The organism is Roseateles sp. GW821-FHT02E12 (assembly GCF_059421665.1).
The window spans coordinates 900,626-916,494 of record NZ_JBWKVK010000003.1; the positions used below are offsets into that span (position 1 = coordinate 900,626).

10 protein-coding genes are annotated in these 15,869 nt (G+C 70.5%); 3 read left to right on the plus strand and 7 right to left on the minus strand.

Going from position 1 to position 15,869, the window contains the following annotated elements; genetic code table 11:
* Positions 1-44 precede the first annotated feature (44 nt).
* From mnmC to AC07V5_RS22070, 7 genes are all read right to left on the minus strand, one after another.
* Positions 45-1,910, minus strand: coding sequence for a bifunctional tRNA (5-methylaminomethyl-2-thiouridine)(34)-methyltransferase MnmC2/FAD-dependent 5-carboxymethylaminomethyl-2-thiouridine(34) oxidoreductase MnmC1 (gene mnmC, locus AC07V5_RS22040; RefSeq protein ID WP_495117849.1), 1,866 nt, complete (start codon positions 1,908-1,910; stop codon positions 45-47).
* Positions 1,907-3,199: an MgtC/SapB family protein gene (locus AC07V5_RS22045; RefSeq protein ID WP_495117850.1), complete on the minus strand. Its 1,293-nt coding sequence runs from the start codon at positions 3,197-3,199 to the stop codon at positions 1,907-1,909. The genes mnmC and AC07V5_RS22045 overlap by 4 nt, the downstream gene beginning before the upstream one ends.
* Entirely contained in the window at positions 3,199-4,569 is a 1,371-nt protein-coding gene (locus AC07V5_RS22050) for an MBL fold metallo-hydrolase RNA specificity domain-containing protein (RefSeq protein WP_495117851.1), read from the minus strand. The genes AC07V5_RS22045 and AC07V5_RS22050 overlap by 1 nt, the downstream gene beginning before the upstream one ends.
* Positions 4,566-5,192: a Rossmann-fold NAD(P)-binding domain-containing protein gene (locus tag AC07V5_RS22055; protein WP_495117852.1), complete on the minus strand. Its 627-nt coding sequence runs from the start codon at positions 5,190-5,192 to the stop codon at positions 4,566-4,568. The genes AC07V5_RS22050 and AC07V5_RS22055 overlap by 4 nt, the downstream gene beginning before the upstream one ends.
* Positions 5,193-9,329 carry an SNF2-related protein gene (locus tag AC07V5_RS22060; RefSeq protein WP_495117853.1) on the minus strand — a complete coding sequence of 1,379 codons (4,137 nt, stop codon included), beginning with the start codon at positions 9,327-9,329 and terminating at the stop codon, positions 5,193-5,195.
* A 73-nt stretch (positions 9,330-9,402) separates the two neighbouring features.
* Positions 9,403-10,941 (minus strand): DEAD/DEAH box helicase, encoded by a 1,539-nt coding sequence (locus AC07V5_RS22065; RefSeq protein WP_495117854.1) that lies wholly within the window; start codon positions 10,939-10,941, stop codon positions 9,403-9,405.
* 154 nt (positions 10,942-11,095) lie between these two features.
* The gene (locus tag AC07V5_RS22070; RefSeq protein ID WP_495117855.1) at positions 11,096-12,664 is read right to left on the minus strand and encodes an ABC transporter substrate-binding protein; all 1,569 of its coding nucleotides are present in this window, start codon (positions 12,662-12,664) and stop codon (positions 11,096-11,098) included.
* A 92-nt stretch (positions 12,665-12,756) separates the two neighbouring features.
* Here AC07V5_RS22070 and ettA point away from each other — a divergent pair, with 92 nt between their 5' ends.
* The 3 genes from ettA to AC07V5_RS22085 all read left to right on the plus strand — a co-directional run bounded on the left by ettA (position 12,757) and on the right by AC07V5_RS22085 (position 15,864).
* The gene (ettA, locus tag AC07V5_RS22075) at positions 12,757-14,421 is read left to right on the plus strand and encodes an energy-dependent translational throttle protein EttA (protein ID WP_495117856.1); all 1,665 of its coding nucleotides are present in this window, start codon (positions 12,757-12,759) and stop codon (positions 14,419-14,421) included.
* Positions 14,422-14,567: 146 nt separating this feature from the next.
* Positions 14,568-15,053: a Spy/CpxP family protein refolding chaperone gene (locus tag AC07V5_RS22080; protein WP_495117857.1), complete on the plus strand. Its 486-nt coding sequence runs from the start codon at positions 14,568-14,570 to the stop codon at positions 15,051-15,053.
* Positions 15,054-15,144: 91 nt separating this feature from the next.
* Entirely contained in the window at positions 15,145-15,864 is a 720-nt protein-coding gene (locus AC07V5_RS22085; RefSeq protein WP_495117858.1) for a response regulator, read from the plus strand.
* Positions 15,865-15,869 lie beyond the last annotated feature (5 nt).

A 15,869-nucleotide genomic window follows, 5' to 3' on the forward strand; every position in this document is an offset into this window, starting at 1 on the left:
CAAAGCGGCAATAGTTGTGCGAAGCCGGGCCCAGGGGGCTCCGTTCACCCTCTCACGGGCCGGCGTTGGCGCCGCAACGCGAAGCGCACCGGATCGACGGCATCCAGCAGATCGGCCTCCAGCGGCCGCGGCCCGCCCAGGGCCAGCGCCGCCACCAGGCGCCCCGCCAGCGCCGCCCAGCCGATGCCGCGCGAGCCGAAGGCCGTGCAGACGAGCAAGCCCGCCCGGCGTGGCTGCAGGCGCAGCTGCTCGGCCAGCGGGCCAGGTGTTGCCAGGCCACCGATCAGCGGCAGGCGATCGGGTGCGAGAAGGCGCCAGCCCACGCGGCCGGCCAGTGCCGCGTGTGGCGGCTCGGCCAAACTGCCCAAGCGGGCGTAGCGCGAGAAGTTGTCAGCCTGGTCGGCCTCGCGCAGCGCGGGGTCGAGGTCGCCGTCCTGGGCTGTCGCGCCGCACCACAGGCCGCCCTGGCCGTCGGCAATCGCGTAGCCGTCACCGGCAATGGGCAGGGCCGGGCACCAGGGCGCCGCCGGCAGATGGCTGAGCTGGCCGCGTTGCACGACCAGGTCGCTGGCCAGTTCGCCGAGCAGGGGCAGCTGGGTGTGCCCGCCGGCCAGCACAACGAGGGGCGCACTGACGATCACCTCGCCAGCGTCGTTCAGGAGCTGCCAGCCATCGGCGGCCTCGCGCAGCGCTGCAACCGTGGTGCCCAGCTTCAGCTCCGCGCCGCTCGCGGCCAGCATGGCCCGCGTGTAGGCGGCCGGGTCCAGCGCGCCGCCGCCGGGGTAGAACCAGGCCGGGTGGGCGAGGGCGGTGCCGGCCCGGGCCGATGCTGTCTCGGTGGACAGCGCCTCCACGTAGCCCGGCGCGCCCTGCATGGCCTCGACCGCCAGCCGCGTCTCCAGCCGCAGCAGGCCGCGCTGGTGAGGCAGGCCCAGATCGGCCAGCAGCGCCTGCGTGGCCAGCGCCGCGGCGCGATTGAAGCGGGCGTGCGGGCCGTCGTCCGGGTTGACGGTGCCGTGGAACAGGCCCGCCGGGTTGCCCGAGCTGGCCTGGGCCGGGGCGGCGAGCGCGTCGATGACGGTGCAGGCCACGCCTTCGCGAGCCAGGGCCAGCGCGCAGGCTGCCCCTGCCAGGCCGGCGCCGACGATGAGTGCGCGACGTGCGCCCGGCGCCAGCGGCTCGCGCCCCGCCGGGCGCTGCGGCAGGTGGTGCGGCGCGAAGCGGGCGACGGTCATCTCCGGCTTGTTCGCAAAACCCGGTGCCAGCTCGACCGCGAAGCCGTTCGCAGCCAGCGCCTTGCGCATGGGGCGCGAGATGCTCCAGGTTGATGCCGTAGCACCGGGCGCGGCGTGGCGGGCCAGGCTTTTCAGCAGCCAGGCGTCCCACAGCTCGGGGTTGCGTTGGGGCGCGAAGCCGTCGAGGTAGAAGGCGTCGGCCTGCAGCACCAGTTCGCGCAGCAACTCGCGCGCATCGCCCAGGCCCAGCATCAGCTCCACGCGGCCGCCCTCGAAGCTCAGCGTGTGCAGGCCCGAGGTCAGCGGCGGCCAGCGGTTGGTGAGCTCGGCGACCAATTCGGCCAGCGGGCTGCCTGCGTGCGCGCGGGCCAGGTCCTCGCGCTTCAGCGGGTGCTTCTCCACGCTGACGAAGACGAGGCGCTCGCAGCGGGCCGGGTCTTGCCGCCACGCGTCCCAGGTGGCCAGGAAGTTGTTGCCCAGGCCGAAGCCCGTTTCCAGCACGACGAAGCGCTCGCGCCCCTGCCAGCGGCCCGGCAGGCCGTTGCCGGCGATGAAGACGTGGCGGGCCTGGGGCAGGGCGCCGGCGCGCGAGTGGTAGACGTCGCCGAACGTGGGCGAGGCCGGTGCGTCGGGGTCGGAGAAGTCCACCGCGGCAGGTGTGATGACCAGCGTCATGCCAGGCCACCGTGAAGCAAGGCGGCCAGGCCGGCGCCCAGCAGCAGCGGCGCCGCCAGCGCCGGGATGACGAAGCGCGCGAAGCCCCAGCCACCGGCAACCACGGCGGTGATGCTGCGCGTGGCGCTGTTGCAGGCGAAGGCGAGCAGCAGGCCCAGCAGCGCCTGGCCGGTGCCGATGGTGCCGGCGGCCTGCAGGCCGGCCAGCGAGGCGATGGGGGCATGCACATCGGCAAAGGCCGCCAGTGCCACGGCGCCGTAGAGGCCGGAGGCCCCGAAGTGATCCCGAGCCCAGCTCACGGCCACGGCCACGGCGCTCAGCATCAGCGACAGCAGCAGTGCCTCGCGCAGGCGCAGCGGGCCGCGGCGGTTGGCAACCTGCGAGGTCGCGTTGCCGTCCTGCTCCAGTTGGCGTGAGCGGCGGGCCAGCAGCCAACCCAGGCCGCCGCACAGCGCGATGCCAAGCAGTGAGATAGGCAGCGCGGCCAGCGCGGCCTGGGGCGCCATCGCGAACAGCATGGCCTGGGCCTGCAGCCAGGTGGCGCAGGTGGACATCACCGCGCCGGCGGCGCAGGCCAGGCGCAGCCCCGGCTCGGCGCGCGCCTTGGCGCCCATGGCCGCGATGGTGGCCGTGCTGGACACCAGCCCCGACAGCAGGCCCGACAGCGCCAGCCCCGCCTGCGGCCCGGCCAGGCGCAGCGCGATATGGCCCACCGCCTGCAGTGCCAGCAGCAACAGCATCAGCCCCATCAGCGAATACGCCTTCATGCCGGCCAGCCAGGGCAGCGGCTGCTGCGGCATCAGCGGCAGCACGACCAGTGCCAGCGCGCCCAGCAGCAGGCCGTCGTGCAACTCCTCCTCGCGCAGCACCGCGGTGGCGAACCGGTGCAGCCGCGTGCGGGCGGCCAGCAGCGCCGTCACGACGACGGCGGCGGGTGCGCCCAGCAGCGGGGCAGTCACGCACAGAGCCCCGATCAGGCAAGTGACCAGCAGGGCCAGCGCCCGGGTCAGCCCGGGATCGCGGCCGCGGCCGCGGGCGTAGGCAGCGGCTGCCAGCGCCGTGATGGCCAGGGCCGTTACCGCCAGCAGGCCAGGCTGCGCCAGTGCCTGCGCCAGCGCGCCGGCCAGCGAGGCCAGCGTGAAGGTGCGCAGCCCACCGGGCTCGCGGTGCATGCCGCGCTGCTTGTGGCGTTCGCGCTCCAGTCCGATGAGCAGGCCGCTGCCCAGCGCCGCGGTCAGCCCCGTGATCAGCTCGTTGGAGACGCCGAACGCCGGCCCCAGGCCATCCATCACCAGTCGACGGTTTCGCCGTGCTGGGGCACGCGCACCGGCCAGCCGAGTTCATCCTGGATGCGGCCGCGCAGCGCGTCTGCGGCGGCCGGCTCGCCATGCACGACGTAGACCTGCTCCGGCGGGCGGGGCAGGGCACGCAGCCACTGCAGCAGGCCGTCGGCATCGGCATGGCCGGACAGGCCGTCCAGGTGGCTGATCTCCGCGTTCACCGGCACCCAGCGCCCGCGGATCTTGATCTCGCGTTCGCCCGCCACCATGCGCGCACCGCGCGTGCCGCCGGCCTGGAAGCCGGGGAAGGCGATGTGGTGGCGGGCCTGGGGCGCCAGCGCCTCGATGTAGTTCAGTACCCGGCCGCCCGTGGCCATGCCGCTGGCGGAAATGACGATGCTGGGCTTGGCGCGCGGCTGGGTCAGGCTGGCGGCGAGCTTGAGGCTCTGGGCCTGCTTGGTCACGTAGTGCACGCGGTCGGTCAGGCTGCGGGCCTCGCTGGCGCCGATGCGCAGCAGCCGCGCGTGCTTGAGCGTGATTTCGGTGGCCTGCTCGGCCATCGGGCTGTCCAGCCAGATCGGTACGTCCAGCGGCAGCTCACCGGCGTTGCGCAGCCGCTGCAGCAACAGCAGCAGGGACTGGGCGCGGCCGACCGCGAAGCTGGGCAGCAGCACCGAGCCGCCGCGCTTGAAGGTGGTGCGCAGCACCTGCGCCAGCCGCGCCTGCACGTCCTCCGCCGGGTGTAGGCGGTTGCCGTAGGTGGATTCGATCAACACCACATCGGCTGCGGCCGGCACCTGGGGCACGGGCATCAGCAGGTCGTTCACGCGGCCGATGTCGCCCGAGAACAGCAGGCTGCGGCCACCCCGGCTGACGTGGATGCTGCTGGCGCCCAGCAGATGGCCCGCCGGCGTGAAGCGGATGTCGGTGTCGCCGAGCTTGAGCTTGCCGTCGCGGGGCAGCGGCGCGAAAGCTTTCAGCGTCGCCTCGGCCTCGCGCACGCTGTAAAGCGGCAGGGCCTTCTCGTGGCGGCTGCTGCCGTCCTTGTTGGCGCGGCGGGCATCTTCCTCTTGCAGATGCGCGCTGTCGCGCAGCAGCACGTCGCAGAGGTCACGCGTGGCGGAGGTGGCGTAGATGAGGCCCTTGAAGCCCTGGCGGCGCAGCGCTGGCAGATAGCCGCAGTGGTCCAGGTGGGCGTGCGACAGCAGCACGGCGTCGAGCTGCATCGCGGGCGCACCCAGGGGCATCCAGTTGCGCTCGCGCAGCGTCTTGAAACCCTGGAAGAGGCCGGCGTCCAGCAGCAGCCGCTGGTCGCCCAGCGTCAGCAGGTGGCGCGAGCCGGTGACGGTGTCGGCGGCACCGAGGAAGGTGAGCTTCATGGAGGCCCCAGCGTTTGCATGACGCCGGATTCAAGCACCTGCACGGCCGGGCCGGGCTGATCCAGCGCAAGCCGCATGGCTCGGGCGACCCTGTCGGGCGTGATCGGCCGCCAGGCCTTGGGAATGAGGCCGGCGATGGGCCGGGTCAGCCGCAGCGTCCAGGCCTCGCCGCTGCGGCGCGGCTGGGCCAGGCCCGCGCGTTCACCGTCCAGCAGCGACGGCCGCGCGATGACCAGGCGCTCGAAGCCCAGTGCGATCAAGGCATCCTCGGCCTCGCCCTTGACGCGGTTGTAGAACACCGCGGAGCGCGCGTCGGCGCCCAAGGCCGAGACGAGAGCGCAGTGCGTGGCCCCCGCCGCCCGGGCCGCACGAGCCACGGCCAGCACGGCGTCGAAGTCCGCCGCGCGGAAGGCGGCCTGCGAGCCGGCCTGGGCCATGGTCGTGCCCAGCGCGATGAAGACGCTGCGCGGCGCGGGCAGCGCGGCAAAGGTCTCGGGCCGCGCGTAGTCGACGGTCATGGCGCCCGGCTGCGGCTTGCGCACCAGTGCGATGGCGTCGGGCAGTTCGGCGCACAACGCGCGGCCGACGAGGCCGGTGGCGCCGGCAATCCAGGTGATGTGCATTCAGTCCTCCAACAAGGCGGCGAGCGCCTGCGCGTCCAAGGGGCTGGCCTGTTCATGGCCTTCCAGCATGCCTTCGGCCAGGCCGCGTTTGTCGCGGTGCAGCTCGATGATGCGTTCCTCCACCGAGCCGGCGGTTACCAGCCGGTAGACGGTGACTGGCCGCTGCTGGCCCATGCGGTGGGCGCGGCCGCTGGCCTGGTCCTCCGCGGCGGGGTTCCACCAGGGGTCGACGATGAGCACGTAGTCGGCCATCGTCAGGTTCAGGCCGAAGCCGCCAGCCTTCAGGCTGATCAGGAAGACCTCGCCCTCGCCACGTTGGAAGGCCGCGACCCGCTTGGTGCGCTCGGCCGCGGGCGTGCTGCCGTCCAGGCGCTGGTGGGGCACGTCCATCTGCGTCAACCTTGCCTGCAGCAGGTCCAGGTAGTCGGTGAACTGGCTGAAGACCAGCGCCTTGTGGCCGCCGTCCACCAGCTCACGCACGATGCGCTCGAACTCGGCCATCTTGCTGCCCACCAGGCCCAGCTCGGGCGACACCAGGCGCGGGTCGCAGGCCGCGCGGCGCAGCCGCATCAGTTCGGCCAGCACCTGCATGGGCGCGGCGCGTTCGCCCCCCGCCGCGGCTGCGGCCACGGCCGCGCGGGCGTCGCGGCGCAGCGCCTCGAGGAAGTGGCGCTCCTGCTCGGTGGGCTCCACGCGGTGGACGATCTCGGTGCGCGGTGGCAGGTCTTGCAGCACCTGCGCCTTGGTGCGGCGAAGCAGGAAGGGCGCCACCAGCCGGCGCAGCCGGGCACGGGCTGCGGCATCCTGCTGGCGCTCGATGGGGCCGGCGAAGCGCTCGTTGAATTGCTGCGCCGTGCCCAGCAGCCCGGGGTTGATGAGGTTCATGACGGACCACAGATCCGCCAGCCGGTTCTCCACCGGCGTGCCCGAGAGTGCCAGGCGGAAATCGGCGTCGAACTCGGCCACCGATTTCGCCCGCTTGGTGGCGGCGTTCTTCAGCGCCTGGGCTTCGTCCAGCACCAGCGTGGCCCAGCGCCGTGCAGCGAAGCGTTCGGCGTCGATCTGGGCCAGGGCATAGCTGGCCACGATGACGTCACCCGGCCTGGCGGCCTGTAGCAGCGCGTCGCGGTCGGCGGCATCGGCGTAGACATGGCAGTTCAGCGTCGGCGCGAAGCTCAGCGCCTCGGCCTGCCAGTTGCCGCAGACCGAGGTGGGGGCCAGCACCAGCGCCGGGCCGGCCTCGGCCCGCGTGAGCAGCAGGGCCAGCGTCTGGATGGTCTTGCCCAGGCCCATGTCGTCGGCCAGGCAGGCGCCCAGGCCGGCGGCGGCCAGGCGGCTCATCCACGCAAAACCCTCGGCCTGGTAGCCACGCAGCTCGGTGCGCAGCGTGGGTGGCAGCTGCGGCTGCAGCGTGGCGGCGGCGGCGAGCTGGCCCAGGCGTTCGCGCCAGCGCGGGTCGCCGCTGAGTTGCACGTCGCGCAGGTTCTGCTCCAGCCAGGCGGCGCCGGCCAGCGGCAACTGCAGCGCGCCTTTCTTCACCGAGGCCAGCGCGTCCAGGTCGCGCAGTTGCTGGCGCAGCTGGTCCGACAGGGCCAGGTATTGCCCCTCGGCCATGCGCACGAAGCGGCTGCCGCTCGCGCGGGCCAGCGCCAGCAGCTCCTGCAGGCCCACGACACGGCCTTCGTCCAGCGCGGCCTGGCCGGTCAGCGACAACCAGTCGCGCCCGCTGCTGACTTCCACGCTGAGGGCGCCGCCCGACAGCGGCAGCACCTTGAGCGGCTTGCCCTTGGGCCAGTCCAGCGCGGCTATTGCCTCCAGCGTGGGCAGGCGCTCGACGGCGGCCAGTGCCTGCTCGGCATCGGGCAGCTGCCAGGCCTGGTCGGCCGGCAGTTCGGGGTCCAGGAAGGGCAGGGCCTCCAGCACGGCCTGGCGGTGTTGGGCCTCAAGAGCCAGGTCGCGCTCGGTGGTCAGGCTCTGGCCTTCGTGCAGGCACATCAGCCGCGCGAGGCCCGCACCCGGCGTGACGGCGGGGCCGAAGTGGCCGAAGGGCTGGGCCACCAGTTGCAGGCGCAGGCCCTCGCGCTCGGGGGTGAGGCGGGCGTGCAGACGACTGTCGCCGCTGACGCGTTCACCGGCTTCGGCGTCGCTGTGCAGCTGGAAGTGGCCGGTCAGCACCTGCAGCGCGCCGGCCAGTTCCTGCGTGGCGCTGGCCGGCACGCGCCAGCCCTGCGCCACCAGCTCGGCCACACGGCGCTGGGTGGGTGTGATGCGAATCAGCCGCGCTCGCGTGGGCCCTTCCAGCAGCACGCGCTGGCCGTTGCGGCGCTCGCCTTCGAGGTCGGCCTGGGCGCCGAAGCGCAGCCCGGTGTGGGCCGGCTCTTGCGCGATCAGCGGCGGGTGCAGGTGGAACTCGAAGGCGTCGTCCGCGCCGCTGCCGACACGCCGCACCTCCAGCTCGGGCTGGCCCTCCACCAGCTCCACCCAGCGGCCTGGCGCGTCGGCCAGCATCAGGTGCGGGTGGCCGATCAGCGCCACCATCGCCTGGCTCACGTCCAGGCGCAGGTCGTGCACGCCGGCCCAGGCGTCGCGCTCGATGTGGCGCAGCACCAGGTTGTCGCGGCTGCGCTGGGCGCCTTGCTTCTTCAGCTTGGCCAGCGTCACGGGCTTGAACTTGAGGCCGCCGCGGGCGCCGGGGTTCATTTCCAGCGGCTCCAGCGTGTGCACGCGGCCGGCGGCGTCCAGGGTGAGCTGCCAGGCCAGTTCGGCGGCGCCGCTGGCGGCGGGCTTGCCGTCGTCGCTGAGCGCGGCGATGGCGGCGAGCGCGTCCTGCCAGGGCTGGCGTGGGCTGCCGAGGTAGTTGGCGGCGCGGCGGGGCTCGCCGCCACCCAGTTCCAGGCGCTGCAGGGCGGCGCTCAGGTATTCGGCGAGCAAGGCCTCGTCGGGCCCCAGGCTGGCGAGCAGATCCGCGGCGAGCTCGGGTGTCCAGCCCGGCGCGGGTTTGCCGAGCCAGGCACACAGCAGCAAGCGGTCGACCGGTGCGGCGTCGCCCGGGGCGCGGGGCGCGAAGGCGGCGTCAAGGAACGCGTCGTCGCCAAGCCGTGCACCGATGCCATGCGCCCACACGCCCCAGGACTCATAGGCCGTGGGGTTGCGAGTGCCGGACTCGGCGATGGCGTACTTGCGCGCCAGCGCCCAGGCCTTGGGATCGCTCTGGGCCAGCAGGCTGAGCAGGTACAGGCGCGCAGTGTCCAGCGGCAACGCGCCGCGGCGGCTGCGGCTGGCGGTGTGGATGGCCTTGATGGCGGCCTCGAAGCCGGTGCTGGCCTCGGCCCAGCGGCCGGCTGCGAGCAGGCGGGTGGCGGCGAGCAGAGTGACGCCCGGGGTGGCCAGGCCGTGCAGGTGGCGCTCGGCGGCGTCGAAGTCCAGCGCCAGCATGGCGGCCTCGGCCAGGCGGGCGCGCAGCGGGGCGGGTGTTTGCAGCGGGTCGGTGCTGGCCTGCAGCCACTGTCGCAGTTCGATGGCGACGGCGTGGCGGGCGGGCAGGGCGTCAAGCAACTGGGCCAGCAACTCGTCGCGCATCTCGGCATCGATCAACGCCAGCGCACCGGGTAGCCAGGGTTCGATCAGCGTCTGAAGGGTCAGCGCCGGTGCTTTCAGCTCGGTGAGCTGCGTCTGCAGCAGGTGCCTGAATTCGGCGGCCGGCATGCCGGAGAAGATCATCAGCCGCAGCGCAGCGCTCATCTCCTCGGGCCTGCGGAAGTTCACCCAACCGACCGGGTCCCGCCAGTCGCCGCGGCCGGCGCCCAGCAGCCACAGCCGCTGGCGCCAGTGCTGCCTGGCCTCGGGGCGGCCGAGCAGTGTTTGCAGCCGCTCGATGTGCTCGGTCAGGTCAGCGCGTGTGCCCTTGCCGGGCTGGTACTGGGCACGGCCCTGGGCCACCAGTTGCTGCAGGCCGACGCGAACGCTGTCGGCGTCGAAGGGCTGGCCGTCGCCGCGCTGCCGGCCGGTGATCTCCAGCCACTGCTGCACGGCTGTGATGCTGGCCACGCTGCCCAGCAGCAGCAGGCTGTCGAACAGGGCTTGCAGGTCCTGTTCGGGCAGGGCAGTGGGGGGGCTGACTGAGGGCGGCAGAAGCATTGGGCGGGATTAGATCAGCCAATAAAAACGGCCTGCCCCGTGAGGGACAGGCCGCGTGTGCGAACGCTGTGGATCAGCGCTTGGGCTGCGTCAGGCGCGGGCCGTTGTTGTGGCGCGGGGCGCCGCCGTTGTTGCCACGGGCGGGCTGGGCGCCGGCAGCGCGCGGAGCATGCTCGGCATGCGGCTTGGGCGCCGTCTTGGCACCACCCACGCCGGTGTGGCCGGCGGGCTTGCCACCCGAGCGGCCTTGGCCTTCACGGCCACCGTCGCGCGAACCGCCACGGCTGTCGCCGCCACGGCCAGCACCACCGCCACCGCCGCCACCGGGGCGGCCACCACGGCCACCGCCGTTGCCGCGGCCATTGGCACCGGCCGGCGGGTTGGGGTTGCGGCCCCGGCTGCCGTTGGGGTTGAGCACGGTGCGGCCCAGCACGATGGGCTCGGCACGCTCGTTGGGATCGGGCGCGAAGCCGGGCACGATTTCCTTGGGAATCTCGCGCTTGATGAGGCGCTCGATTTCCTTCAGGAAGCCGTTCTCGTCGACACAGACCAGGCTGACCGCCTCGCCCGTGGCGCCGGCGCGGCCGGTGCGGCCGATGCGGTGCACGTAGTCTTCGGCCACGTTGGGCAGCTCGAAGTTGACGACGTGGGGCAGTTGGTCGATGTCGATGCCGCGCGCAGCGATGTCGGTGGCCACCAGGCAGGTCAGGTCGCCGGTCTTGAAGTCGGCCAGCGCCTTGGTGCGGGCACCTTGGCTCTTGTTGCCGTGGATGGCCATGGCGCTGATGCCTTGGTCATTCAGGTAGTCGGTCAGGCGGTTGGCGCCGTGCTTCATGCGCGTGAAGATCAGCACCTGGTGCCACGGCTCGCCGTCCTTGCCACCCTTGATGAGGTGGGCCAGCAGTTCCTTCTTGCGCTCGCGGCCAACCGGGTGGACCTTCTGCGCGATGGCGTCGTTGGTCTGGTTGCGGCGGGCCACTTCGATCAGCGCCGGGGCGTTGAGCAGGCGGTCGGCGAGGTTCTTGATCTCGTCGCTGAAGGTGGCGCTGAACAAGAGCGACTGCTTCTTGGCAGGCAGCAGGGCCAGCACCTTCTTGATGTCGTGCACGAAGCCCATGTCGAGCATGCGGTCGGCTTCGTCGAGCACGAGGATCTGCACTTGCGACAGGTCCAGCGTGCCTTGCTGCGCGTGGTCGAGCAGGCGGCCGGGCGTGGCAACGAGGATGTCGACGCCGTCGCGCAGCTTGTTGATCTGCGGCTGCATGCCGACGCCGCCGAACATGACCATGCTCTTCAGCGGCAGGTACTTGCCGTAGGTCTGCACGCTTTCCTCGACCTGGGCGGCCAGTTCGCGGGTGGGCGTCAGGACGAGGGCGCGGATGGCGATCTTGCCGCGCTTGTTGAGCAGCTTCTCGCCGGTGGACAGGCGGTGCAGCAGCGGCAGCGTGAAGCCGGCGGTCTTGCCGGTGCCGGTTTGCGCGCCTGCCAGCAGGTCGCCGCCGTTCAAGACGGCGGGAATGGCCTGGGCCTGGATGGGCGTGGGCGTGGTGTAGCCAGCGTCAGCAATGGCCTTGAGCAGCGGCGCTGCCAGGCCGAGAGAATCGAAACTCATTCGGTAGGGGAGTGAGCACGCCTGGTCGCATCGCCTGCCGCGCCGCGGAGAGCGGCGCCAGTCTTCGGGCAGGGCGGGCAGCGTGCAGGGGCTGAAAAGAGAACGCCGCGCAAGACTGAGAAGCGCGGCGGATGGAGCCATTCTAACGGCTGGACTATTTCCCGACTGTGACCCAGTCCATGCTGGCCCAGTTATTCGGCGAATGCGGGATGCTGACTTCGCGCTTCATGGCCCAGGGAATGACCTGGCGGTGCAGCGGGATGATGTTGACCTGCTCGCGGTAGGCCTGCAGCGCCGACTTGATCAGGGCCTCGCGCTTCTTGGGGTCGGTCTCGACGGTGGAGGCGGCCGCCAGGGCGTCGGCCTCGTTGTTGAGGATGCCGCCGTAGTTGGCCACGCCCACGCCTTGCTCGCCGCGGTTGCGCAGCACGGGCGTGAGCATGATCTCGGCGTCCGTCGAACCGCCGCCCCAGCCGGCGATGAACAGGCTGGTGTCGAACTTCTCCACCTTGGGGAAGAACATCGTGCGCGGCATCGCGTTGACCTTGACCCGCACCTTGACCTGCGCCCACATGCTGGCCAGCGCGATGCAGATGCGCTCGTCGTTGATGTAGCGGTTGTTGGGACAGTCCATCGTGATGTCGAAGCCGTCTGCGTAGCCGGCCTCGGCAAGCAGCTTCTTGGCTTGGGCCACGTCGTACGGCAGGCGGCTTTCGAGCTTGGCGTCGCCATAGGCGCCGCGTGGCGACGAGGTCAGGCCGCCGGTGGGGGCTGAATAGCCGCTCATCAGCTTGGTCTTGATGGCCTCGATGTCGATGGCGTGATACAGGGCCTTGCGTACGCGCAGGTCCTTGAGCGGGTTCTTGTCGCCAGGCGCCTGGCCGTAGAGCAGCTTGTCGCGCGCCTGGTCCATGCCGACGTAAACGATGCGGTTCTCCTCGCCGTCCAGCACCTTGAGGTTGGGCAGTGTGCGCAGCCGCGCCACGTCGCGCGGCGGCGGGTCGAGCACGAAGTCGATCTCGCCCGAGATCAGCGCGGCCGTGCGCGTCGCGTCGTTGGAGATGGGCAGATAGGTGAACTCCTGCAGATTGCCCTCGAACTTGTTCCACCAGTTCGGGTTGCGCTTGAAGACCGTCTTCACGCCCGGCTGGCGGCTGACCAGCATGAACGGGCCGGTGCCGTTGGCGTTCTGGCTGGCGTACGACTCCTCCTGCTTCTTGAAGTCCAGCGGCCGCGTGACGCGATGTTCCTCGCACCAGCGCCGGCTCATGATGTAGAGGTTGACCATCAGTTCCGGCACGATGGGGTTGGGCTTGTCCAGCGCGAACACGACGGTCAGCGGGTCGACGGCCTTGGGGATGCCCACGGCATTGGCATAGACGCGCTGCGGCGCGTTGGGGTCGCGCAGGCGCTGCATGGAGAACACCACGTCGTCGGCCGTGAACGGCGTGCCGTCATGGAACTTCACGCCGGGGCGCAGCTTGAAGCGCCAGATCAGCGGCGTGACCTGCGTCCACTCGGTGGCCAGCGCGGGGATGACGCTCATGTCCTTCTGGCGGCGGGTCAGCGACTCGTAGACCTGGTTGTTCAGGCTGTTGGTCATGACCTCGTTCTGCGAATGCGGATCGGTGGTCTGCATGTCGCCCTGGCTGGACCAGCGCAGGGTCTGGGCCTGGGCGAGGCCGGTGGCGAGAACGAGCAGGGCGGCGGCAAGACGGAGCATCTGACTTCCTGGAAACGCGGCTCGGCGACAATAGCAGGCAATGCAGGCCCTCTTCAGGGGCCTGCCGCCATTTCAGCCTCAAGGATTCGCCCATGGCCCAGTACGTCTTCAGCATGAACCGCGTCAACAAGACGGTTCCCCCCAAGCGCCACATCCTGAAGGACATCTCGCTGTCCTTCTTCCCCGGCGCCAAGATCGGCGTGCTGGGCGTGAACGGCTCGGGCAAGTCGACCATCCTGAAGATCATGGCCGGCGTGGACAAGGAGTACGAGGGCGAAGCCACGCCGATGCCGGGCATCAAGATCGGCTACCTGGAGCAGGAGCCGCGCCTGAACCCGGACCAGACCGTGCGCGAGGCCGTGGAAGAGGGCATCGGCGGCGTGTTGGCGGCCAAGAAGCGCCTGGACGAGGTCTATGCCGCCTACGCCGAGGAGGATGCAGACTTCGACGCCCTGGCCGCCGAGCAGGGTGAGCTGGAATCCATCATTGCCGCCGCCGGCTCCGAGAACACCGACCTGCAGCTGGAACTGGCCGCCGATGCGCTGAACCTGCCGCCCTGGGATGCCGTCATCGGCGTGCTGTCCGGTGGCGAGAAGCGCCGCGTGGCGCTGTGTCGCCTGCTGCTGAGCAAGCCCGACATGCTGCTGCTCGACGAACCCACCAACCACTTGGACGCCGAATCGGTGGAGTGGCTGGAGCAGTTCCTGCAGCGCTTCCCCGGCACCGTGGTGGCCATCACCCACGATCGCTACTTCCTGGATAACGCGGCCGAGTGGATTCTTGAACTGGACCGTGGCCACGGCATCCCGTGGAAGGGCAACTACTCCGACTGGCTGGATCAGAAGGAAAAGCGCTTGGAGACCGAGCAGAAGTCTGAAGACGCGCGCATGAAGGCGATGAAGGAGGAGCTCAAGTGGGTTCGCTCCAACGCCAAGGGTCGGCAGGCCAAGAGCAAGGCGCGTCTGGCCCGTTTCGAGGAACTCTCGGACGTCGAGTACCAGCAGCGCAACGTGACGAACGAAATTTTCATCCCCGTGGCCGAGCGCCTGGGCAATGAGGTCATCGAGTTCGAGAACGTCAGCAAGAGCTTCGGCGACCGCGTGCTGATCGACAATCTGTCGTTCAAGGTGCCCGCTGGTGCCATCGTCGGCATCATCGGCCCCAACGGCGCCGGCAAGTCGACGCTGTTCCGCATGCTGCAGGGCGTGGAGCAGCCGGACAGCGGCACGGTCAAGATCGGCAAGACGGCCAAGATGGCGTTCGTGGACCAGAGTCGCGAGAGCATGGAAGCCGACAAGACGGTGTGGCAGGACGTCTCCGGCGGCCTGGACAACATCATCGTGGGCAAGTTCATCATGCCCAGCCGCGCCTACCTCGGCCGCTTCAACTTCAAGGGCAACGACCAGCAGAAGCTCGTCGGGGCGCTGTCCGGTGGTGAACGCGGCCGCCTGCACCTGGCCAAGACGCTGGCCCAGGGCGGCAACGTGCTGATGCTTGACGAACCGTCCAACGACCTGGACGTGGAAACGCTGCGCGCGCTTGAAGAAGCGCTGCTGGAGTTTGCCGGCTCGGCCATGGTCATCAGCCATGACCGCTGGTTCCTGGACCGCATCTGCACCCACATCCTGGCCTGCGAAGGCAACTCGCAGTGGTTCTTCTACGACGGCAACTTCCACGAGTACGAAGCCGACAAGAAGAAGCGCCTGGGCGAAGAAGGCGCGCGTCCGAAGCGCATGCGCTTCAAGCCGATCAAGTGATGGGGATTCGTCACCCAGGCTTACGGGTGGTTTGACCCGTAAGCCTGGCGACGACAACGGGACACAGTTCTTTACCCCCGCCCCAAAGATGCCACACAGGCCGCCTGGAAGATGACCTCACTCACTCTTCTTCCAGGAGACCTCTGATGAAGTCCTTCCAGATCCAGAATCTGTTGCGCGTCGGTACGGTGGCTGCGGCCCTGGCCCTTGGCGGTGTTGCCGCCCACGCCCAGCCCGGCCCCGGCCACCGCGGTGGCCCGGCCATGATGGCTCCCGGCGGCCTGTTCGGTGGCCACATGGATCACCTGCTCGACGCCGTCAACGCGACGGACTCCCAGCGCAGCCAGATCGAAGCCATCTTCAAGGCCGCTCGCCAGGACCTGTCCGGCCAGCGCGATGCCGGTGTCAAGCTGCACCAGCAGATGGCCACGCTCTACACGGCCACCAACATCGACGCCGCTGCCATCGAGGCCGTGCGCGTCCAGGTCAGCGCCCTGCACGAGACTGCCTCCAAGCGCCTGAGCCAGGCCAGCATCGACGCGGCCCGCGTGTTGACGCCCGAGCAGCGCACCAAGATCGCCGAGCTGCTGAAGAAGCGTCAGGCTCGCATGGCCAGCCGCCACGCCGGCTGATTCGCGGTTCAACAGGAGTTCTGCGATGCTTGAGCCCCGTTCCACCGGCGCCGAAGCGCGCCGGATTCCTTTCTCTTCCCTGGCCCCGGTGATGAGTAGCGCCCGACTGCTGTTGATCGATGACGATGCCCGCCTGACCGGCATGGTGGGCGACTATCTCCGCGCTGCCGGCTTTGAAGTCAGCACGGCCGGCAACCTGGCCCAGGCCCGCGAGGCCCTGGCCCACAGCCGCTTCGAGCTGCTGGTGCTGGACCTGATGCTGCCCGACGGCGACGGCCTGGACTTCTGCCGCTGGCTGCGTGGCGACGCGCGCTGGCGCCACCAGCCGGTGCTGATGTTGTCGGCCCGCGGCGAGCCCATGGACCGCATCCTCGGCCTGGAACTCGGCGCCGACGACTACCTCGCCAAGCCCTTCGAGCCGCGCGAGCTGCAGGCTCGCATCAAGGCCTTGCTGCGCCGCCTGGAGCCCAAACTCGATGGCGACGAGGTGCTGCGCTTCGGCCGCCTGGAGATCGACCTGGCAGCCCGCGTGGCGCGGCTGGACAGCAAGATCTGCGACCTGACCAGCCACCAGTTCGACCTGCTCGTCGTGCTGGCCCAAAGCCCCGGCCGGGTGCTGAGCCGCGACCAGATCATGGACGCGCTCAAGGGCCATCCGCTGGAGGCTTTCGACCGCTCCATCGACGTCCACATCTCGCGCATCCGTGCCGTGATCGAGGACGACCCCAAGAACCCCCGCCGCGTGCTGACGGTGCGCGGAGCTGGCTATGTCTTTGCCCGCAAGCAAGACGCCGACGCCGACACCGCCTGAACGCC